We start from the raw sequence: 20,193 nt of genomic DNA, 5'->3' as shown, positions 1-20,193 counted from the left end.
CTGGCTGCTCCTGTCGGTGGTGAGCGCGCACCACAAGTCGCACCGAATCGGCTGGAGCAAGGCGAGATTCGGTGAGACTTGAGGTGGCGCGCGGTATTGGGAGGTGTCAGTTCACGTGGTTGAAGACGTGAAAGATGGCTTAATAGAACGGATCTGAGATGGGCCGGCTATCGAGCGGTATGCGAACCGCCGCCCAGGGACGCGGTCAGGACCGCCACCGGGGTGCTGCTCATCCTCAGGTTGTGCCGCTCCTGCGGGGTCAGTGACGCACGCGTGTGGATCCACGCGATGGGGCCCTTGACCACACCCTGGGCACGACGAAGAAAGGTGTTGCGCTGCATGGGATCAACTCCAGTTCAATCGGAGCTCTCCGCGTCGATGCGCATGCGGCAGTTGTCCACCGCGCCAGGCGCTCCGGCGTCCTGGAGTGGCGGATCTAGGCGGTCATCGACAGCGGAAAGGTGTTTATGGACAGACGTTTTCGAATCGGACTGGGATACGGACTGTCACTCGACGTCATGTCGTCGTCACCTCCTCGCTGTCGGGCGCACGCAACGCCGCTGATCTTGACGCAACCGTCAGATGCAAACACGCTGAAGAGGAAGTCGGCACGTGGCCAGACGCGCCGGTGGGCGCGAGCACTTCCTCATCAGAGCTTTGGCACTACACGACGTGTCCCACCAGGGGTGGGAAGCCACTTCGGGTCATCCCTTAGGCCGGGAAGACCTGTCCTAACCCTGGGCGTCTCTCGACGTCGTCGGATCAGTGGCCTGTGTTCGCATAGGAGCCTCACCTAACGAAGCGCGGGTTTCATTAGAACCTTACACCGGGCAATTGTCAACACGGTCCGCTGCCAGATCTCGCCTTCCAAATCGGTTGTGTCAGTTCGGTAATGGCACGTCGAGCATCGGACGTGACGGCCGTCACCGGAAGTCTCCAAGCGTTTCCGCAGGGTTCACCCAAGAATCGGCAGGGCAACGAGGTTTGCGGTTGCCTGTGCGCACCCGCTCGATGTGTTGTGATGTGCCTATGCCTGAGCAAAGTCCCGAGCCTGATGCCGGCGAGGACGAGCAAAAGCCACCGGCAATAACTGCACGCGCGATCACCATGCACGGTCCCTGGGGCCCTGTGTACGGGCCTGTCGACCTCGACATCGACGAAGGCGGCGTCACGGTGCTGGTCGCACCGGCGGGTACGGGTCGCACCGCTCTGCTGATGACACTGGCCGGACGGATGAAAACGGCGCGCGGTCAGCTGACGGTGTTCGGGCGCACCCGCGCCACCGATATCTTCCGTTCCGCGGCCCTGGCCGGGATCGATGAACTCGACACGGTGTCCGAGTCGGTGACGGTGCGCGACCTGGTGACCGAGCAACGCCGGTGGGATGCACCCTGGTACACCCTGGTGGGCCGGGCCGACGAAGACGCCCTGGCCGCCATGTGCGCGCCGGTGTTCGGCGATCTGCCGTTGCCGTCGCTGACGGCGTATTTCGACGGGCTCACCGAGCTCGATCAGATCCTGTTGCGCATCGCGCTGGCCAACACCTCGACCCCGCCGCTGCTGGTGGTCGGAAACCTGGACCACCTCACCGATGACCGCAACCGGGACATCCTGCTGGGGCGCCTGATCGCGCTGGGGGAGAACCAGACCGTGATCACCGCGACGGTCAACGGGGTGCCCGGCCATCTCGCCGCGGCGATGCGCGCGCAGGTGACAGTGCCCAATACGACGCCGGCCGAGCTGGCCGGTTCGCAGAAAGGTGGCGAATAGCCGTGCTGGCCGGAATGTCGTTGGGCACTGACCTCAAACGTTTCTCGCGCGGCACGATGCCGCGGATCGCGCTCGTGACGGTCATCCTGCTGCCGCTGCTGTACGGCGCGATGTACCTGTGGGCGTTCTGGAATCCGTTCGGTGAGGTGAACAAGGTGCCGGTGGCACTGGTGAACGAAGACACGGGCACCGTCGCCGATGGGCAACAGATCAAGGCCGGGGACGAGGTCTCCGATGCGCTGGTGGATTCGGGTCAGCTTCAGCTGCACCGGGTTTCGGCTCAGGAGGCGGCCGACGGGCTGGCCAGCGGCAGGTACTACTTCTCGATCACGCTGCCGGAGGATTTCAGCACCAGCATCTCGTCGCCGTCGGGCGGCTCACCGCACCAGGCCAACGTCCGGTTCACGTTCAACGACGCCAACAACTACCTGGGCTCGATCATCGGCCAGAACGCGGCGCGTGAGGTGATCAACCAGATCAACGCGAACATCGGTGAACGCACCGTCGGCACTGTCCTGACCGGGTTGACCGATGCCGGTGCAGGCCTGGTCAAGGCGGCCGACGGTGCGCAGCAGTTGGCCACGGGCAGCGCTGCGGCCAATGACGGTGCGCACCGGCTGTCGACCGGGGCCGGCGCGTTGACCGCGGGGCTGGTCACCGCACGCGACGGATCTGCGCAGCTGGCCGCGGGCACCAGGCAGCTGTCGACGTCGGTCGACACGGCGACCGATCCGTTGCTGACCGTGCTGGACCGGGTCAGCGGACTTGGCCTGGACCCCAACGAGGTCGGCATGGCCGCACAGCGGCTGTCTGGTGCCGTGCGCTCGACCACCGATCGGATCGCGGCGCTGAACATCGATCAGGCCCAGGCATCGGCGATCGTCGATCAGGCGGTCGGTTTCTTGCGCAACAGCCCCGACCCCGCAGTGCGCGACACCGGGGAGTTCCTGGCCGGCGCGCAACGGCTGCTACAGGCGCGCGGGCTCGACCCCACCACCGATGAGGGTCTGATCCGGTTGCGGGACAACGCCACCCAGTTGGAGAACGAGCTGGGTGACCCGAACAGCAAACTGCGGGTGTTCCTCACCAAGGCGGTCACCGGGGGTTTGCGCTCCGACGTCGTCAAATTGCGCGACGGCGCGCACCAACTCAACGCGGGCGCCCAGCGGCTCAACAGCGGCCTGGTGCAGCTGACCAACGGTGGACGTCAACTGTCCAGCGGGGCAGGCGAACTCGCCGCCGGTACCGAAAAGCTCCAGGCCGGCAACCAGCAGCTGGCCACCGCGCTCAAGGAGGGTTCGACCCAGGTCCCGTCCTGGACCCCGCAGCAGCGCACTCAGGTGGCGCGGACCCTGGCCGCTCCCGTGGCGCTGGACATCCAGACACACAATCCGGCCGCCACGTTCGGCACCGGTTTCGCGCCCTTCTTCCTGCCACTGGCGCTGTTCATCGGTGCGCTCATCATCTGGATGTTGTTGAAGCCGTTGCAATCCCGTCCGGTGGTCAACGGGTTGGGGGCGCTGCGTGTGGTGCTGGCCTCCTACTGGCCGGCCTTGCTGATCGTGTTCTGCCAGGTTGTGGTGATGTATGCCGTGGTGCACTTCGGGGTGGGCCTGCAAGCGAGATACCCCCTGGCCACCGTGGCGTTCCTGCTGTTGGTCGCGGGCACGTTCCTGGCCCTGATCCAGGCGTTCAACGCACTGTTCGGGGTATCGGTGGGCCGGGTGGTGACGCTGGCTTTCCTGATGCTGCAACTGGTCTCGGCCGGCGGTATCTATCCGGTGGAGACCACGGCCAAACCGTTCCAGATACTGCACCCGGTCGACCCGATGACCTACGCGGTCAACGGCCTTCGCCAACTGATCGTGGGCGGGATCGATTCCCGGCTGTGGATCGCGATCGCGGTGCTGTTCGGTGTCCTGGTGGTGTCGCTGGCCGGCAGTTCGTGGGCCGCCCGAAGAGACCGGCAGTACACCATGGACAGGTTGCACCCGCCGATCGAAGTCTGACAGCGATTTGTGGAGTTCCAGCCGTGCTGGTGACGGCTGAGACTCCACAAATCACTGGGAGTCAGAGCCCGATCCGCCGATAGCGGTCGAGCCGGGTCTGCAATCGCTGCTCGGCGGGCACCGTACGCAATTGGGCGAGCTCGCCGGCGATGGCCGTAGACAGCCGCTGGGTGAAGGCCCGTGGCTCGTCGGCGGCATCGGGATGTTCGGGGACGATAGCGTCGGCGATTCCGGCCCGCACCAGATCCGTCGAGCGAACCCCTTGCGCGGCAGCCAGTTCCGCGGCGTGTGCGGTATCGCGGTAGACGATCGCACTGGCGCCCTCGGGTGGCAGCGGAGCCAGCCAGCCGTTCGCGGCGGCCAGCACCCGGTCGGCGGGCACCATCGCCAGCGCGGGCCCGCCGCTGCCCTGACCCATCAGCACCGACACGGTCGGGGTGTCCAGCGTGACCAATTCGGCCAGGCAGCGGGCGATCTCGCCGGCAAGCCCGCCCTGTTCGGCCTCGATCGACAGGGCCGGGCCCGGGGTGTCGATCACCAGCACCAGCGGCAGCTGCAGTCCGGCCGCCAACGCCATGCCACGTCGCGCCTCACGCAGGGCGCCGGGCCCGATCAGCCCGCCCTCGCTGTGGCGCTGGCCCAGCACCACCGCGGGCTGCCCGTCGAACCGGGCCAGCGCCAGCAGCATCGTGGCGGCCTCGCCCCGTTCGGTGCCGGACAGCAGCACCCGGTCGGTGGCGCCATGCCGCAGCAGATAGCCGACTCCGGGGCGATCCGGCCGTCGCGACGCCAGCACCGATTCCCAGGCCGGCACGTCGGGCAGCGGTTCAGGCTCGGGAGCAAGAGGAGGTGGGACAGGAGTGTCCAAGACCACCCGCAGCGTGCGGTCCAGGGTGTCGCGCAGCAGCGCCAGGGGCACCACCCCGTCGATGACGCCGTGGGCATGCAGGTTCTCGGCGGTCTGCACGCCGGAGGGGAAGGGTTCGCCGTACAGGTGCTCGTACACCCGCGGGCCGAGGAAGCCGATCAGCGCGCCAGGCTCGGCGGCGGTGACATGCCCCAGCGAACCCCAGGAGGCGAACACGCCGCCGGTCGTGGGGTGGCGCAGGTACACCAGGTAGGGCAGGTGCGCCTGCTTGTGCAGTTCGACGGCCGCGGCGATCTTGACCATCTGCAGGAACGCCACGGTGCCTTCCTGCATCCGGGTCCCGCCTGAGCTCGGTGAGGCCAGCAGCGGCAGCCCCTCGGCTGTGGCTCTCGTCACGGCCGCGGTGATCCGCTCGGCGGCGGCCACGCCGATCGATCCGGCCAGGAAGTCGAACTCGCAGGCCACCACGGCCACGCGGCGGCCGAAGATGGTGCCTTCCCCGGTCAGCACGGATTCGTCGAGCCCGGTTTTCGCCGACGCTTCGGCCAGTTCGTGCTGGTAGTCCGCAGAACGGGCGATCTCAAGGGGCGGGGCGTCCCAGCTCTGGAACGAGCCCTCGTCGAGCACTGCATCACGAAGCGCGCGGGCGCCGATCCGACTCACGGCTTGAGCGTATATAGGCTGGCCGCATGATTGGTGTGACCAGAGACGGCGATGTCCTGACCCTGGAACTGCAACGCGAGGAGCGGCGCAACGCGCTGAACTGCGAGCTCGTCGACGCCCTGCGGGAAGCGGTCGAGCATGCCGCCGAGCAGGATGTCCGGGCCATCGTGCTGACCGGGGCCGGTCCGGTGTTCAGTTCCGGAGCCGACCTGACCGACGCTGCGGGGATGGCCGAGAAGCTGCCCGACAAGGCGCTGGCCCTGAACCTGGCGATCGACGCGGCCCCGGTTCCGGTCATCGGCGCGATCAACGGCCCGGCGATCGGCGCGGGTGTGATTCTTTCGATGATCTGCGATCTGCGGGTCGTCGCCCCCGACGCCTATTTCCAGTTCCCGGTCGCGCGGTACGGCCTGGCCCTGGACAACTGGAGCATCCGGCGGCTGACCTCGCTGGTCGGCTACGGCCGGGCGCGGGGCATGCTGCTCGGCGCCGAGAGGCTCACCGCCGAGACCGCGCTGCAGACCGGGATGGCCAACCGGATCGGCACGCTGGCCGACGCGCAGAAGTGGGCCGCCGAGCTGGCCGGGTTCGCGCCGCTGGCGCTGCAGCACGCCAAGCGCGTGCTCAATGACGACGGTGCCTACGAGGAGTCGTGGCCGGCCCACAAGGAGCTGTTCGACAAGGCGTGGGCGTCCAAGGACGTCATCGAGGCGCAGGTGGCGCGGATCGAGAAGCGGCCGCCCAACTTCACCGGGGCCTGACGTGCTGGGCGCGGCGCTGCGGTTGGGAGCGAGGTCGGCGTCACTGCTGGCCGGCGGGTGGTTGTTGCGCGCACTGAACGGGACCTATGCCTCGGTGGGGGCACTGCCCCGCGAGATCCGCCCGGTGGCGCAGCGGTCCCTGCAGTACGCCGACGGCGTGTTCGTCAACATCGAGCCGGCCTCGCCCGGGATCAGCATGAGCCGGGAAGAGTGGCGCATGCTGATCGCCGAGATGTTCGGCCCACGGTCGGCCACCCGGCCGCCCGGGCCCATCCCGCTGGCCGAACCGGTCGAGGCGGAGGCCGCATCATGCGCGGTGTCCTGGTACGGACACTCCACCGCGCTGGTCGAGATCGACGGCTACCGGGTGTTGACGGATCCGGTCTGGAGCCGTCGCTGCTCGCCGTCGCGGGTGGTGGGACCGCAGCGGCTGCACGAACCACCGCTGCCGCTGGAGGCGCTGCCTGCCGTCGATGCCGTGGTGATCAGCCACGATCACTACGACCACCTCGACATCGAGACCGTGCTGGGTCTGGCCCGCACGCAGCGGGCACCGTTCGTGGTGCCGCTGGGGATCGGTGCCCATCTGCGTAAGTGGCGGATACCGGAAGACCGCATCATCGAGCTGGACTGGAACGAGAGCCACCGGATCGGCGAGCTGACCCTGGTGTGCACGCCGGCCCGGCACTTCTCCGGCCGGCTGTTCCAGCGCAACACCACGCTGTGGGCCTCGTGGGCCTTCATCGGGCCGCAGCACCGGGCGTTCTTCGGCGGGGATACCGGCTACACCAAGAGCTTCTCCGAAATCGGTTCGGAACACGGGCCTTTCGATCTGACCCTGCTTCCGGTCGGGGCCTATCACCCGAGTTGGCCCGACATCCACATGAATCCCGAGGAAGCGGTGCGTGCCCACCTGGACGTCACCGATTCCGGCTTGCTGGTGCCGGTGCACTGGGCGACGTTCCGGCTGGCCCCGCACCCGTGGGCGGATCCGGTGCGGCGGTTGCTGACGGCGGCCGACCCGGCCGGTGTGCAGATCGCGGTGCCGCGCCCGGGGCAGCGGGTGGACGCCGAATCTGCGGCGCTCGACCCGTGGTGGGAGTTCTGACCGCCCCGGCGGTGGCAAACTGACGTTCGAGCTTGACGACACCGAACGGGACGAGGGCGAATGACGACGATCAGTGTCACTGGTCTCACCGATGCCGAGGTGGCCGAGCGGGTTGCGGCGGGTAAGACCAACGACGTGCCGACGCGTGCTGCGCGCAGCATCTCGGACATCATCCGCGGCAACGTGTTCACCCGGATCAACGCGATTCTGGGTGTGCTGTTCCTGATCGTGATGTCCACCGGGTCGGTGATCAACGGCGCGTTCGGCCTGCTGATCATCGCCAACAGCGCGATCGGCATCATCCAGGAGATCCGCGCCAAACAGACCCTGGACAAGCTGGCCATCGTCGGGCAGGCCAAGCCCACCGTGCGCCGCGAATCCGGTACTCGCGCAGTGCTGCCCAGTGAGGTGGTGCTCGACGACATCATCGAACTCGGGCCCGGCGATCAGATCGTGGTGGACGGCGAGATCATCGAGGAATCCAACCTCGAGGTCGACGAGTCGATGCTGACCGGTGAGGCCGACCCGATCGCCAAAGATGCCGGTGGCACGGTGATGTCGGGCAGTTTCGTGGTGGCGGGCTCCGGCGCCTACCGCGCCACCAAGGTGGGGCACGAGGCCTACGCCGCCAAGCTGGCCGAAGAGGCCTCCAAGTTCACTTTGGTGAAATCCGAACTGCGCAACGGCATCAACAAGATCCTGCAGTTCATCACCTACCTGCTGGTGCCCGCCGGCCTGCTCACCATCTACACCCAGCTGTTCACCACCCACGCCGACTGGCATGACGCGGTGTTGCGCATGGTGGGCGCACTGGTGCCGATGGTGCCCGAAGGTCTGGTGCTGATGACCTCGCTCGCGTTCGCGGTCGGGGTGGTGCGCCTGGGCCGGCGTCAGTGCCTGGTCAATGAGCTTCCCGCGATCGAGGGTCTGGCCCGGGTCGATGTGGTGTGTGCCGACAAGACCGGCACACTGACCGAAAATGGCATGCGGGTAAGCGATCTCAAGCCGTTCACCGAGGCTGATGTCGCAGCGGCCTTGGCGCAGCTGGCCGCCGACGACGCCAGGCCCAACGCCAGCATGGTGGCCATCGCCGAGGCCTACAGCGAGCCGCCGGGCTGGACGGCCACCGCGACAGCCCCGTTCAAGTCGGCCACCAAGTGGAGCGGTGCGTCCTACGGCGAGCACGGCAACTGGGTGATCGGCGCCCCCGACGTGCTGCTGGACTCCACCTCGCCGGTGGCCGAGCAGGCCGAACAGATCGGTGCCAAGGGACTGCGGGTGCTGCTGGTCGGGTCCTCCGATCAGGCTGTCGACGCACCGGGTGCGCCCGGAACCGTCACGCCCGTCGCCCTGGTGGTGCTCGAGCAGCGGATCCGCCCCGACGCCGGTGAGACTCTCGACTACTTTGCTTCCCAGCATGTTTCGGTCAAGGTGATCTCCGGCGACAATGCGGTGTCGGTGGGTGCGGTCGCAGGCAAGCTGGGCCTGCACGGCGAGACGATGGACGCCCGCCAGCTGCCCCACGAACCGGATCAGTTGGCCGACGCGCTGGAGGAGTACACCACGTTCGGCCGGGTGCGTCCGGACCAGAAGCGGGCGATGGTCCATGCCCTGCAGTCGCGCGGGCACACGGTGGCCATGACCGGGGACGGCGTCAACGACGTGCTGGCCCTCAAGGACGCCGACATCGGCGTCGCGATGGGTTCGGGCAGTTCGGCGTCGCGTGCGGTGGCCCAGATCGTGTTGTTGGACAACAAGTTCGCCACGCTGCCCTATGTGGTCGGCGAGGGCCGCCGGGTGATCGGCAACATCGAGCGGGTATCGAACCTGTTCCTCACCAAGACCGTCTACTCGGTGCTGTTGGCGATCCTGGTGGGGTTCGCCGGGCTGTCCGCCGAATGGTTCGGCACCGATCCGCTGTTGTTCCCGTTCCAGCCGATCCACGTCACCATCGCGGCCTGGTTCACCATCGGCATCCCGGCCTTCATCCTGTCGCTGGCGCCGAACAACGAACGGGCCCACTCGGGTTTCGTGCGCCGGGTGATGACGGCGGCGCTGCCCTCGGGCCTGGTCGTGGGCACCGTCACGTTCATCTCCTACCTGGTGGCCTATCAGGGCCGGGCGGCCAGCACGGTGGAGCAGACCCAGGCGTCGACGGCGGCGCTCATCACCTTGTTGGTGTCCTCGTTGTGGGTGCTGTCGGTGGTGGCCCGGCCGTATGAGTGGTGGCGGGTTGCCCTGGTCGCGGGTTCAGGGCTGGCGTATGTGCTGATCTTCTGTTTGCCGCTGGCTCAGCGTCTGTTCATGCTGGATCCGTCGAATCTCAAGGTCACCGCGATCGCGCTGGGCATTGGCCTGGTCGGGGCCGCGTTGATCGAGGCGCTGTGGTGGGTGCAGGGCGTGGTGCTGGGCGAGAAGCGCCGGTTGTGGAGATAGCTGGCAGCGAGGACAATGTGCGGGGTTCGGTTGAACACCGAGACGAAATCGAGAAGATAGGGTGGGCTGATGGGATTCCTCGACAAGGCCAAGGACCTTCTGTCGCAGAACGCTGACAAGGTCGAGCAGGCAATCGACAAGGCCGGCGACGTCATCGACGAGAAGACGCAGGGCAAGTTCTCGGGCGCGGTCGACAAGGCACAGGAAGCGGCGAAGAACGCCCTCGACAAGGAAGAACCACAGCAGTAGCTCATGGCCAAATTGTCTGTCTCCGTCGATGTTCCGTTGCCGCCGGAGAAGGCGTGGGAATACGCCTCTGATCTGTCCCGATACGACGAATGGCTCAGCATCCACCGGGCCTGGCGGTCGAAGCTGCCCGAAACCCTGGAAAAGGGCACGGTCATCGACTCGATCGTCGAAGTCAAGGGGATGCTGAACCGCGTGAAATGGACGCTGGTCAGCTACAAGCCGCCGCACTCCTTGACCCTCAACGGCGATGGCCGTGGCGGGGTAAAGGTCAAGCTGATCGGAAAGATCGCGCCGGCCGCCGTTGACGGAGTCGACGGCGCGAAGGTCACCTTCGACGTGCACCTCGGTGGGCCGGCCCTGTTCGGGCCGATCGGCATGGTGGTTGCCGCCGCGCTCAAGGGCGATATCCAGCAGTCGCTCAACAAGTTCAAATCGCTGTACGCGTCGTCGTAGTTCTCTCGCGAGCAGTCCCCAGCAGGCTCCCGCCGGCTGGGGACTGCTCGGCGTCACAGGGTGAGCAGCACCCAGATCGCCACGATCGAGCCCAAGACGGCCGCGCCGTAACTGCAGACCGCGATAGCCCGGTCGAAGCGGCCGAGCTTCAGGCCGTGTTCGAGCATGAAGCGGAACCTGTGGGCCCAGTGGAACAACCCCAGCACGAAGATGCCGGCCAGCACGATCCTGGTCAGCGGATTGCGCACCACGGCAAGTAGATGTGCGGCGTCGGGCGCGTCGATCAGGCCGAGCGGGAACACCACGCCGAACAGCAACATCAGCACTGGAAGCGTCAGCGCGGTCACCATGCCGCCGGCCGAGAACAGCAGCCAGAAGAACGGTTCCGGCGTCCGGCGGGCCGGCGCGCTCATGCCAGCACCACCCATACGATCACCACCGAGACCACAAGCCATGCGGCGTAATGGCCGGCGAGCACCGCACCCGCGGGAACCCGCCGGCCCCGCAGGTGCACAACCATCGCGCGAGGTGCGAGGCTGAACCAGGTCACGGTGTGCAACAACAGGAATGCCAATGTCACCACGTTCAGCGCGATCACCAACGGGTGGGTGCTGAAATGCCGAAACCAGTCGTAGTGGTCCGTGCCGAGCGCCCACACCAGCAATCCCAGGTACACCACCGACCAGGCCACGAACTTACAGCTGGCCTCGCGCAGCATGTACCGCAGGTAGGAAGGTCGTTTGACCCACCACAGCAGGGGGACCGGCTGTCGATACGTCGTCATCGCGCGCCCTTCGGGAGCAGCAGGCTCTTCGCCGAATGTGTTGCCGCCGTGAGCTTGTAGCGCTGGATCGCGCCGGCCGGATCGACACCCTTCGGGCAGGCCACCGAACATTCGCCGACATACGTGCACGCCCACGCCCCGTCGGCGGCGGCCAGCACATCGCGGCGGTCCTCTTCGCCCTCGTCGCGGGAATCCAGGTTGTACCGCTGGGCCAACGCGATCGCCGCGGGCCCGAGGAAGTCCGGATCCAGCGCGTAGACGGGGCACGCCGAGTAACACAGCATGCAGTTGATGCACATGCTGAACTGCTTGAACTCATCCATTTCGGCTGGCGTCTGGAGGTATTCGCCATCCTCGGCCGGCTCGTCGTCGTCGCGGATGATCCACGGCTTGACCCGGGGGAGCTTGGTCATGAAGTCGCTGATGTCGACGACGAGATCTCGGATCACCGGGAAGTTGCGCATGGGTTCCACCCGCACCGGCCCGGGCAGGTAGTCGACGAGAAACGTGGCGCATGCCAGTTTCGGGTCACCGTTGATCGTCATCCCGCAGCTGCCGCAGATCCCCATCCGGCATGACCACCGGAAGCTCAGCGTGCCGTCGAGCCGGTCCTTGATGTAGTTCAGTCCGTCCAGGATCGCCCACTCGCGCGTGAGCGGAACGTCGTAGGACTGCAGCACCGGCTCGGTATCGGTTCCGGGTCGATATCGAGCCACCTCCATGACAATTCGGTCTGCCATCTCATCTCCCGTACACGCGTTCGCCCGGAGGCCAGCGGGTGATGGTGACCGGCAGGTAGTCGATCCGCGCTGAGCCGTCGGGCTCTCGATGGGCCATGGTGTGGGCGAGGAACTGCTCGTCGTCGCGGCTGGGGAAGTCGGTCCGCTGGTGTGCGCCGCGGGATTCGGTGCGGTGGGAGGCGGATTCGATGATCGTCTGGGCGATGTCGAGCATCCCCGACAGCTCCAGAAACGCCAGCAGCTCGGTGTTGAAGGTGTGGCTGTGATCGTCGATACCGGCATTGGCGAAGCGTTCCTGCAGCTCCCGCACCTGCTCGGCGGCCTTGGTCAGGGTCGGGCCGTCGCGGTAGATGCCTGCCGCGGTCTCCAGAACGCTCTGCATGTCGGTGCGGATGTCGGCGATGCGTTCGCCGCCGCTTTCGGCGCGCCGGCTCAGGTCGCGTTCCAGTCGCTCTTCCTCGATGTCGGCCTGCGTCTGCACCGAGGCCGAGGCCGCGCCGGCCCGCGATACGTACTCGGCCGCGGCACATCCGGCGCGGGCACCGAACACCAGCAGTTCGGGCAGTGAGTTGGAACCCAGCCGGTTGGCCCCGTTGATGCTGACGCACGCGGTCTCGCCGGCCGCGTACAGTCCGGGAAGTGTTGTGGCACCGGTGATGTCGGTGTGGACACCGCCCATCATGTAGTGCACGACGGGGCGTACCGGCACCAGCTCGGAGACCGGGTCGATGTGCTGATAGTCGCGGCACAGTTCCCGGACGAACGGCAGCTTCGCGTCGATGAGCTTGGCACCCAGGTGTCGTAGGTCCAGGTAAACCACCGGACCGTAAGGGGTTTCATCGGTGCGGCCCTTCTCCAGCTCGTGGACGAACGCCTGCGACAACCGGTCGCGCGGGCCGAGTTCCATGCTGCGCAGTTTGGGTTCCGGTGTGGGCGTGCCCAGGTCGTAGTCCTGCAGGTACCGGTAGCCGTCCTTGTTGAGCAGCCATCCCCCCTCGGCGCGGGCCGCCTCGGTGATCAGGATGCCGGTGAACGGCAACCCGGTGGGGTGGTACTGCACGAACTCCATGTCCTTGAGCGGTGCTCCGGCCCGGAACGCCAACGCCATCCCGTCGCCGGTCTTGATGTTGGCGTTGGTGGTGAACGGGAACACCCGGCCGCAGCCGCCGGTGCACATGATCACGGCGTCGGCCAGGATGGTCTCGACCCGTCCGGTGGCCAGCTCGATCGCGACCAGACCGCGAACCGCACCGTCGTCGACGAGCAGTGTGGTGGCGAACCATTCGTCGTAGCGTGCGATCCCCGGATAGGACAGCACCCGCTGGAACAGGGTGTGCAGCAGATGGAACCCGGTCTTGTCGGCGGCGAACCACGTGCGCAGCTTCTTCATGCCGCCGAAGGCGCGAACGGCGATGTGCCCGTCCGGCGTCCGGCTCCACGGGCAACCCCAGTGCTCGAGCTGCATGAGCTCACGGGGCGCCTCGGCGACGAACGCTTCGACGGCGTCCTGATCGCACAGCCAGTCCCCGCCGGAGATCGTGTCGTAGGCGTGTTCGTCGATGCTGTCGTCGGCCCCTGCAACGGCGGCGGCCCCGCCTTCGGCCGAGACGGTGTGGCTGCGCATCGGGTACACCTTGGACACGATCGCCACGGACAGCCGCGGGTCGGTCTCGGCGATGGCGATCGCGGCGCGCAGACCGGCGCCGCCCCCTCCGATCACCACTATGTCGTGTGAGGCCGTCATCGGCTGATCTCAGACTTCGAAGGCCTCATGTTCGCGGCAGCGCTCGTCTCGGAGGACTTTGCCGTCGTGCCTGATGGTGCGGATGCTCACGCAGCCGTCGTGGTAGGTGTGCCGAGTCTCGCGGCAGCCACAGGCGAACGTGAAGTCGTCGAAGCTCAGGCCGTCGTCGTCATCCTCGATATGGTGGTCGCCCTGGGTGGTGCGTCCGCAGGGCGCCTTCTGGCTGGGGAAATGCGTCGTTGTGGCGGTCATCATCCCGCCTCCTCGGGTCCGGCATAAGTGATCCAGATCACATCAGAGTATGCCTGTCGAGACCCGCCCGTCTATCGCTGTACCAGCCGCTCCCGCAGTTCGCGTTTGAGCACCTTGCCGTAGCTGTTCTTCGGCAGGGCGTCGATGAACTCGTAGCGTTTGGGCCGTTTGAACCGGGCGATGCGTTCCAGCAGGTGAGCGTCGAGTATTGCAGTATCGAGCGCGGCGTCGGATACGACCACAAAGGCGACCACCACCTCACCCCAGTCCGCATCGGGTGCGCCCACCACGCCCGCCTCCACGACATCGGGATGTTCCAGCAGCGCTTCCTCCACCTCGCGGGGATAGATGTTGCTGCCCCCGCTGATCACCACGTCCTTGGAACGATCGCGCAGGGTGAGGTAGCCGCGCGCATCGAAGGAACCCATGTCACCGGTGTGCAGCCAGCCGTCCTTGAGCGTCGCTGCGGTGGCGGTCGGGTTGTTCCAGTACCCCGACATGACCACGTCACCGCGGCAGACGATCTCGCCGATCTCGTCGACGGCCGCGTGGGTTCCGTCGGAGGTGAGCACGGCGACCTCGACGCCGGAACGCGGATAACCGACAGAGCCCAGCGTCGCGTCGTCGGCATCAATGTGGTCCGCGCGGCGCAGCCCGGTGATCGTCATCGGTGCTTCGCCTTGCCCGTAGAGCTGCACGAAGATCGGTCCGTAGGCGGCCAGGGACTTCTTGAGGCTGTCGACGTACATCGGTCCGCCGCCGTAGACCACGGTTTTCAGGTTCTCGGGCCGGGGCCGGCCGGTCTGAATCAGGCGCTGCACCATGGTCGGTGCCAGAAAGGCGCTGCTGCCGGGGTGATGGCCGCACAGGTCCAGGAACTCGTCGGGCTCGAACGCGGCCGATTCCGGGATCACCTGACGGGCACCGCGCAGCACGTAGGGCGGGATATACAGACCGGAGCCGTGCGACATCGGGGCGCCGTGGATCAGACTGCAGTTCTGGTCCGGGTCGTCGAAGTCCGCCAGGTGCGCCACCGTCATCGCCATCAGGTTGCGGTGGGACAGCATGGCGCCCTTGGATTTTCCGGTGGTTCCGCTGGTGTAGAACAGCCAGGCCAGCGAGCCCGGATCAGTCGTGGGCACGGTTGACGGCCTGGAGGCGAACCGGGCCGAGTAGTCCGGGGTGCCGATGATCTCGACGGGTACTCCGGTGGATGCTGCCAGGCCGTCGGCGATCTTGTCCGACGCGAACACCTGCGCCGCACCGGAATCGGCCAGGATGTCGGCCATCTCGCGGGGATGCAGTTTGTAGTTGATCGGCACGAAAACGCACTCGGCCGCCCAGATGGCGAACATCAGCTCGACGATCTCGGGCCGGTTCTCGCTGGCGACGGCGACGCGGGTGCCGCGATCACCGAGCGCCTTCAGCGAGGTGGCCAGGCGCAGTACGCGGTCGCGCAGCTCCGACCAGGTGAGCAGTTGACGTTCGCCGAGAAAGACCGCGCCCCGGTCACCGAACCGGGCGGCGGCCTGATCGAGCACCGCGAAGACATTCATGACTGAGAACCGTCCTCAATCCAGTTGGCCCGCAGCGCGAAATCGGACAGGTACTTCGTCGAGCTCCAGCCGCCGTCGACGACGATGGTCTGTCCGTTGATGAAGGCACCGCCGTCGGAGCACAGGAACGCCACGGTGGCGGCGATGTCCTCGACCCGGCCCAGGCGGGTGTGCGGGGTCATCTCGGTCTGCATCTTGCGGAAGCCCGGATCGTTGAGACGCTGCTCCACCATCGGGGTGACGGTGACGCCGGGTGCCACCGCATTGCACCGGATGCCCTGCGCGCCGTACTGGCAGGCGATGTGGGTGGTCAGTGCGGTCAATCCGCCCTTGGCGGCCGAGTAGGCTCCGCCGCGCAGCCCGCCGACGACGGCGAACGTGGAGGTGACGTTGATGATCGCCGAGCCGGGGCCCATGTGCGGCAGCACATCTCGCGCCAACCGGAACGGCGCCCGCAGCATGATCCCGAGGAATCGGTCCAAGGTTTCGTCGTCGGTCTCGTGCAGGGGTTTGGGGCTGCCGATACCGGCGTTGTTGATCAGGAAGTCGATGCGGCCCCAGCGGGACAACGCGGCCTCCACGATGCGCTGCGGTGCGTCATCGTCGGTCAGGTCGACCGCCAGGGTCGCGATCCGGTCCGGGTCGCCCACAGCCCGTTCGAGTTCGGCGAGCCGGTCCACGTCGCGGCCGGTTCCGAGCACCGCCATGCCCGCCTCGGCAAGCGTGGTGGCACAGCAGAAACCGATGCCGCTGCTGGCTCCGGTGACGATCGCGACCTGCATTCTATTCGCCCTTCAACCGTGCTCGGATGTGATGCTTCAACACTTTGCCCGCGTCGTTCTTCGGCAGGGCGTCCCAGATCTCCACCCGCTCGGGTGTTTTGAACCGGGCCAGCCCGTGCTGGGCCAGGACCCCGCCCAGGTCGGTCACGTCCGGGCGCCGGCCGTCGGCGGTCACCAGTACCGCGCAGGCACGCTCCCCGGTGCGGTCATCGGGCAGGCCCACCACGGCCACCTCGAGGATGCCGAGGTGGCCGACCAGGAGGTCCTCGACTTCCTTGGGGGAGATGTTCTCGCCGTTGCGGATGATGAGATCCTTGGCCCGCCCGGTCACCTGCAGGTAGTCGCCGTCCACCCACCGGCCGAGGTCCCCGGTGCGGAAGAAGCCGTCCTCGTCGAAGGATTCGATCTCGTCCTCGGGGTGCAGATAACCCAGCAGCATCTGCGGGCCCCGGGCCCGGATCTCGCCGGAGACCAGCCGGATCTCGGCGATACCGGGACGGCCGTCGGTCTCGGCAGCGTGCTCGATGCCGCCGGGGGCCAGTGAGCCGACGGTGGTCACCGGCACCTCGGTGGAGCCATAGACCCGGCTGACCACGGCGCGCTCGAAGTAGTCCGACGCCCGCCGGATCAGCGACGGAGGCACCGATGCGCCACCGCAGATGAACACCTTGAGGTCGGGTAGCCGGGTACCGGCTCGTTCGGCGGCCCCTAGGAGCTGCTCCAGGAACGGTGTCGCCCCGGCCATGTGGGTGCACTTGCGTTCGGTCATCAGGGCCACGCCGTCCTCGGCGTTCCAGCGCTCCATCAGTACGGCGGTGCTGCCCAACAGCAGGGGGCATTCGAAGGCGTAGATGGAACCGCCGATGTGGGCGATGGGGGAGGGCACCAGGAATGTGTCACCGCGGTCGATCATCCAGTGCTGACGCAGCTGCAGGATCAGCGCGTTGATCGAGTTGTGGCTGTGCAGGACACCTTTGGGTCGTCCGGTGGTCCCGGACGTGTACATGATCATCCGGACGTCGTCCGGGTCGAGTGCGGGCAGGGCCCGGTCGGGCGCGGCCGGCAGGGCTTCGAATGAGCGGTGCGGGCCGGGATCCCCGCGCAGCACCACCACTTCCGGTGGCGTGGCCATCCCGTCGCACACCCGGGTGAGCATCGCGGCGTAGTCGTGGTTGCCTAACCGGGCGGGGATGAAGATCGCGCGGCTGTGCGCATCGTCGAGGATGAAACTCAGCTCCCGATCGCGCAGAGAGGGCAGGATCGGGTTGACCGCCATGCCGGCCAGCGTGGCGCCCAGGTAGATGATCGCGGCCTCGTGCCAGTTGGGCAGCATGAAGGACACCACGCTGCCCGCCGGCATCCAGTCGGTGAGCTGCAGTGCCAGTGCCCGTGCCCGGTCATGCAATTCGCGCGCCGTCAGGGTGATGTCGCCGTCGACCACCAGTGCCCGGTCGGGGGTCTCACGCGCCGCGTCCGCGAGGGCGTCGGCCAAGGTGGTGGACACCCACAGCCCCCGGGCGTAGGCGTCGTGCGAACGCGCCTCGTGCCGTCGCACCAGATTTCGCACGTGCCTCAGCCCTTGACCCGGCGCATCGTCATGGAGTGGCGGAACCGGTCGGACGGGTGGGTGTTGACGGTGACCTGGGCGATCTCCCCGTCTGAGGTGGTGTAGGTCCGCTGCATCTGCAGGGCCGCGGTGCCTGCGCCGACCTTGAGGCCCGCGGCGAGTTCGGCGGACGTGACGATCGCTGAGATCTCCTGGTGCACTTCGACGATGCTGACCCCGAACAGATCCTCGATCAAGGGGAAGATCGGACCGGAATGCCGCTGCAGCAGCCGCCCGACGGCGGCGAAGCTGCGGTTGATGAAGTACTCGGTGCGGCACACCGGTGCCGCATCGCCGTCGGCCTGCCGGTAGCCGCGGACCGCCAGCCACTCCTCGCCGAGCGGAAGCCCGGTGCGCTGGGCCAATTGGTTGTCGATCGTGACCATGGCGTTGGACTCGATGGTGAACTGAGCGCCGGTGGCGAAGGCCAGCAGGTCGTTGATCGAGACCACGTCCTGGGCATAGGTATTGGTAGCGGCCCGCTGGGCCACCGTGGTGCCTGCCCGCGGCCGTGACGTGACGAGGTTGTCGTCGCGCAGGCGCCGCAGCGCCTCACGCACGGTGTAGCGGCTGACCTCGAAGCGCTCGCACAGTTCGTGTTCGGTGGGCAACTGTGAGCCCACCGGATACACCCCGTCGACGATCTCTTTGCGTAGGGTCCGCGCGACCTGAAGGTAGCGGTGGTCAGCAGGGGTCAGTGTCATCGGTGTCAGCCTCTGCGCAGCGCCAGCACGCTGCCGTCGCCATCGCCCGAGATGTAGATCGTTCCATCGGCTCCCGCGGCGATCCCGGCGAACGGGCCCTGCGGACCGGAGAACGGCGGCATGCCCTTGAGCGGCTTGGGGGTTACTCCGGGTGGCGGGCCGACCGGCAGCCCGGTGGCGATCGTGGTGCGGCCCGCGTCGTTCAGGTCGTAGCCGATGAGCTCCTTGCTGCCGGAGTCGACGATGTAGAGCACGCCGTCGCGCACGAGAATGCCGTGCGGCGTGTGCAATCCGTCGACCAGCGGCGCGACACCTCCGCCGCTCACCCGCACAACCGCGCCGGCCACCGACACCAGTGGTGCGCCGTCAGGCCCGATCACCACACCGACCGGGGTGTCCAGGCCAGAGGCCAGGACGCTCACCGAACCGTCACGCACCGAAAGTAGCCGTCCCGCACCCTGTTCGACGACCACCACCGAACCATCGGGAGCCTGTGCCACGCCGTACGGCTGGTCGATGCCGCCGGCGAGAATCTGGCTCACCTCGTCCTCGGCCCCTGCCGGGCGGAACCGGGCCACCGTATCGGCGGCGGTGGTGACGATGAATTCGCCTGGGCCCGTGGCGATCACTCCACGGAGGAAGCCCGGATAGCCGGGGGAGAACAGCATTGCCACGGTCTGCAGGCCGCCGTCGGGGTTCACCCGGTAGAAGTAGGTGCCGTCGGCGACGTAGACATCGCCGTCGGGGCCGACCGCCAGGTCCAGCGGCCAGTTGAGCCCGCCCGGCAACAGGGCCTCGGTGCCGCCACCCGACAGGATCTCGGTGATCTCGCCGGTGAAGTTCGACACGAACAGCCGGCCGTCGACGAAGGTGCAGTTGTCCAGGCCGGGGTTCAGCTGGGCCAGCAGCGTCTGCTCGCCGTTGCGCGGGTCGATGCGCAGCACCTGCCCGCTGGCCACCTGCGTGGAGACGATGTAGCCGTCGGCGTCGAACTTGACCGAGTCCGGTACTCCGAGCCCGCCGGCCACCACCTGAGGGTCGCCGCCGCTGGGATCGATACGCCAGATCTCGTTCGCGCCCATCACCGGGAAATACAACAGTCCGTCGGGGCCGACTTCCATGGCGTTGGGTGAGGGCACGTCCTCCAACAGGATGCGCGGGGCGCCGCCGGCCAGGTCGAACTCCATGAGCCGGCCGCCCTCGCGGCATTCTCCGACGAACAGCCGGCCCTGGTGGAAGGTGATGCCGTTGGCCGAGGGGATGTCGTCGCGCAGAACGCGGGCGGTGCCGTCGGCTGCGCGCACGCTGACCCGGCCGTCCATCACCTCGGTGGCGTAGAGGTTGCCGCTCGGGTCGAAGGCCACGTCGTCGGGGGCGATGATGTCGCCGCCCTTGGCGCTGACGGTTTCGAGCTGTCCGGTTTCCAGGTCGAGCGCGCTGATCTGGCTGCCGGTGACCTGGGCGACGTAGATCCTGCCATCCGGGCCGGTGCGCAGGCCGTTCGCGCCGAACAGCCTGCTGGGGCCCGTGACCTGCTCCAGCGTCCAGTTCTCGGCCACGGACGGGTTTGCGGTGTACCTCGCGTTGGCGATGCCGGGATTTGCCGATAGGGCGCTCATGACCTCGGACGTTAGCAACTCGCCGTAGTCCAGACAATAGCCGCCGAAAACCTCGGATCGACCCTTGACGGTTGAATAAGTGCTGGGGA

The 20,193-nt window shown here is 67.2% G+C and carries 19 protein-coding genes and 1 riboswitch; of the genes, 7 read left to right on the top strand and 12 right to left on the bottom strand.

Annotated features, from left to right (window positions below; all coding sequences use genetic code 11):
- Positions 1 to 167: 167 nt before the first annotated feature.
- On the bottom strand, positions 168 to 341 hold the full coding sequence (locus TX88_RS34585; RefSeq protein WP_110918138.1) for a hypothetical protein: 174 nt from the start codon (positions 339 to 341) through the stop codon (positions 168 to 170).
- 294 nt (positions 342 to 635) lie between these two features.
- Positions 636 to 808, bottom strand: a riboswitch (M-box (ykoK) riboswitch).
- A 221-nt stretch (positions 809 to 1,029) separates the two neighbouring features.
- On the opposite strand from TX88_RS34585, the gene TX88_RS23415 reads away from it, so the two are divergent.
- Complete coding sequence (locus tag TX88_RS23415) at positions 1,030 to 1,770, top strand: ATP-binding cassette domain-containing protein (protein ID WP_044520252.1); 741 nt, start codon at positions 1,030 to 1,032, stop codon at positions 1,768 to 1,770.
- 14 nt (positions 1,771 to 1,784) lie between these two features.
- The gene (locus TX88_RS23410) at positions 1,785 to 3,779 is read left to right on the top strand and encodes a YhgE/Pip domain-containing protein (RefSeq protein ID WP_044521793.1); all 1,995 of its coding nucleotides are present in this window, start codon (positions 1,785 to 1,787) and stop codon (positions 3,777 to 3,779) included.
- Positions 3,780 to 3,840: 61 nt separating this feature from the next.
- Here the strand turns inward: TX88_RS23410 and TX88_RS23405 are convergent, their stop codons facing one another.
- A complete protein-coding gene (locus tag TX88_RS23405) occupies positions 3,841 to 5,310 on the bottom strand; it encodes a carboxyl transferase domain-containing protein (RefSeq protein ID WP_044520251.1) in 1,470 nt (489 codons plus the stop codon).
- A gap of 26 nt (positions 5,311 to 5,336) precedes the next feature.
- On the opposite strand from TX88_RS23405, the gene TX88_RS23400 reads away from it, so the two are divergent.
- From TX88_RS23400 to TX88_RS23380, 5 genes are all read left to right on the top strand, one after another.
- Positions 5,337 to 6,071, top strand: a complete 735-nt coding sequence (locus TX88_RS23400) for an enoyl-CoA hydratase (RefSeq protein ID WP_044520249.1) — start codon at positions 5,337 to 5,339, stop codon at positions 6,069 to 6,071.
- Position 6,072: 1 nt separating this feature from the next.
- Entirely contained in the window at positions 6,073 to 7,179 is a 1,107-nt protein-coding gene (locus TX88_RS23395; protein ID WP_044520247.1) for an MBL fold metallo-hydrolase, read from the top strand.
- Positions 7,180 to 7,239: 60 nt separating this feature from the next.
- Positions 7,240 to 9,615: a cation-translocating P-type ATPase gene (locus tag TX88_RS23390; RefSeq protein ID WP_044520246.1), complete on the top strand. Its 2,376-nt coding sequence runs from the start codon at positions 7,240 to 7,242 to the stop codon at positions 9,613 to 9,615.
- A gap of 69 nt (positions 9,616 to 9,684) precedes the next feature.
- Complete coding sequence (locus TX88_RS23385; protein ID WP_044520245.1) at positions 9,685 to 9,864, top strand: antitoxin; 180 nt, start codon at positions 9,685 to 9,687, stop codon at positions 9,862 to 9,864.
- A 3-nt stretch (positions 9,865 to 9,867) separates the two neighbouring features.
- Positions 9,868 to 10,317 carry a type II toxin-antitoxin system Rv0910 family toxin gene (locus TX88_RS23380; protein WP_044520242.1) on the top strand — a complete coding sequence of 150 codons (450 nt, stop codon included), beginning with the start codon at positions 9,868 to 9,870 and terminating at the stop codon, positions 10,315 to 10,317.
- Between the two features lie 53 nt (positions 10,318 to 10,370).
- On the opposite strand, the gene frdD is transcribed toward TX88_RS23380, so the two are convergent.
- From frdD to TX88_RS23330, 10 genes are all read right to left on the bottom strand, one after another.
- Positions 10,371 to 10,730 carry a fumarate reductase subunit FrdD gene (gene frdD, locus TX88_RS23375; protein WP_044520240.1) on the bottom strand — a complete coding sequence of 120 codons (360 nt, stop codon included), beginning with the start codon at positions 10,728 to 10,730 and terminating at the stop codon, positions 10,371 to 10,373.
- A complete protein-coding gene (locus tag TX88_RS23370; protein WP_044520239.1) occupies positions 10,727 to 11,101 on the bottom strand; it encodes a fumarate reductase subunit C in 375 nt (124 codons plus the stop codon). Before TX88_RS23370 ends, frdD begins: the two co-directional genes overlap by 4 nt.
- Positions 11,098 to 11,841: a succinate dehydrogenase/fumarate reductase iron-sulfur subunit gene (locus TX88_RS23365; RefSeq protein WP_044520238.1), complete on the bottom strand. Its 744-nt coding sequence runs from the start codon at positions 11,839 to 11,841 to the stop codon at positions 11,098 to 11,100. The genes TX88_RS23370 and TX88_RS23365 overlap by 4 nt, the downstream gene beginning before the upstream one ends.
- A 1-nt stretch (position 11,842) precedes the next feature.
- Complete coding sequence (gene frdA / locus TX88_RS23360) at positions 11,843 to 13,585, bottom strand: fumarate reductase (quinol) flavoprotein subunit (RefSeq protein ID WP_044520235.1); 1,743 nt, start codon at positions 13,583 to 13,585, stop codon at positions 11,843 to 11,845.
- Positions 13,586 to 13,594: 9 nt separating this feature from the next.
- Entirely contained in the window at positions 13,595 to 13,837 is a 243-nt protein-coding gene (locus tag TX88_RS23355) for a hypothetical protein (protein ID WP_044521792.1), read from the bottom strand.
- 71 nt (positions 13,838 to 13,908) lie between these two features.
- Positions 13,909 to 15,393: an acyl-CoA synthetase gene (locus TX88_RS23350; protein WP_044520233.1), complete on the bottom strand. Its 1,485-nt coding sequence runs from the start codon at positions 15,391 to 15,393 to the stop codon at positions 13,909 to 13,911.
- Entirely contained in the window at positions 15,390 to 16,175 is a 786-nt protein-coding gene (locus TX88_RS23345) for an SDR family NAD(P)-dependent oxidoreductase (RefSeq protein WP_044520231.1), read from the bottom strand. Before TX88_RS23345 ends, TX88_RS23350 begins: the two co-directional genes overlap by 4 nt.
- Before the next feature lies 1 nt (position 16,176).
- The gene (locus TX88_RS23340) at positions 16,177 to 17,730 is read right to left on the bottom strand and encodes an AMP-binding protein (protein WP_044521789.1); all 1,554 of its coding nucleotides are present in this window, start codon (positions 17,728 to 17,730) and stop codon (positions 16,177 to 16,179) included.
- Between the two features lie 17 nt (positions 17,731 to 17,747).
- Positions 17,748 to 18,485, bottom strand: coding sequence for a GntR family transcriptional regulator (locus TX88_RS23335; protein ID WP_044520230.1), 738 nt, complete (start codon positions 18,483 to 18,485; stop codon positions 17,748 to 17,750).
- A gap of 5 nt (positions 18,486 to 18,490) precedes the next feature.
- Positions 18,491 to 20,104, bottom strand: a complete 1,614-nt coding sequence (locus TX88_RS23330) for a Vgb family protein (RefSeq protein WP_044520229.1) — start codon at positions 20,102 to 20,104, stop codon at positions 18,491 to 18,493.
- Positions 20,105 to 20,193: the final 89 nt, after the last annotated feature.

The organism is Mycolicibacterium septicum DSM 44393 (assembly GCF_000455325.1).
Classification (GTDB): Bacteria; Actinomycetota; Actinomycetes; order Mycobacteriales; family Mycobacteriaceae; genus Mycobacterium; species Mycobacterium septicum.
Note: the sequence above shows the minus strand (reverse complement) of the source record. Positions and strands in the feature narration are given on the sequence as shown.

Coding starts and splice junctions, on each gene's coding strand:
- TX88_RS23380 (WP_044520242.1), top strand. CDS start 9,868: ATGGCCAAATTGTCTGTCTCCGTCGATGTTCCGTTGCCGCCGGAGAAG.
- TX88_RS23390 (WP_044520246.1), top strand. CDS start 7,240: ATGACGACGATCAGTGTCACTGGTCTCACCGATGCCGAGGTGGCCGAG.
- TX88_RS34585 (WP_110918138.1), bottom strand. CDS start 341: ATGCAGCGCAACACCTTTCTTCGTCGTGCCCAGGGTGTGGTCAAGGGC.
- TX88_RS23400 (WP_044520249.1), top strand. CDS start 5,337: ATGATTGGTGTGACCAGAGACGGCGATGTCCTGACCCTGGAACTGCAA.
- TX88_RS23330 (WP_044520229.1), bottom strand. CDS start 20,104: ATGAGCGCCCTATCGGCAAATCCCGGCATCGCCAACGCGAGGTACACC.
- TX88_RS23335 (WP_044520230.1), bottom strand. CDS start 18,485: ATGACACTGACCCCTGCTGACCACCGCTACCTTCAGGTCGCGCGGACC.
- TX88_RS23365 (WP_044520238.1), bottom strand. CDS start 11,841: ATGGCAGACCGAATTGTCATGGAGGTGGCTCGATATCGACCCGGAACC.
- TX88_RS23385 (WP_044520245.1), top strand. CDS start 9,685: ATGGGATTCCTCGACAAGGCCAAGGACCTTCTGTCGCAGAACGCTGAC.
- frdD (WP_044520240.1), bottom strand. CDS start 10,730: ATGAGCGCGCCGGCCCGCCGGACGCCGGAACCGTTCTTCTGGCTGCTG.
- frdA (WP_044520235.1), bottom strand. CDS start 13,585: ATGACGGCCTCACACGACATAGTGGTGATCGGAGGGGGCGGCGCCGGT.
- TX88_RS23345 (WP_044520231.1), bottom strand. CDS start 16,175: ATGCAGGTCGCGATCGTCACCGGAGCCAGCAGCGGCATCGGTTTCTGC.
- TX88_RS23410 (WP_044521793.1), top strand. CDS start 1,785: ATGTCGTTGGGCACTGACCTCAAACGTTTCTCGCGCGGCACGATGCCG.
- TX88_RS23355 (WP_044521792.1), bottom strand. CDS start 13,837: ATGACCGCCACAACGACGCATTTCCCCAGCCAGAAGGCGCCCTGCGGA.
- TX88_RS23415 (WP_044520252.1), top strand. CDS start 1,030: ATGCCTGAGCAAAGTCCCGAGCCTGATGCCGGCGAGGACGAGCAAAAG.
- TX88_RS23370 (WP_044520239.1), bottom strand. CDS start 11,101: ATGACGACGTATCGACAGCCGGTCCCCCTGCTGTGGTGGGTCAAACGA.
- TX88_RS23350 (WP_044520233.1), bottom strand. CDS start 15,393: ATGAATGTCTTCGCGGTGCTCGATCAGGCCGCCGCCCGGTTCGGTGAC.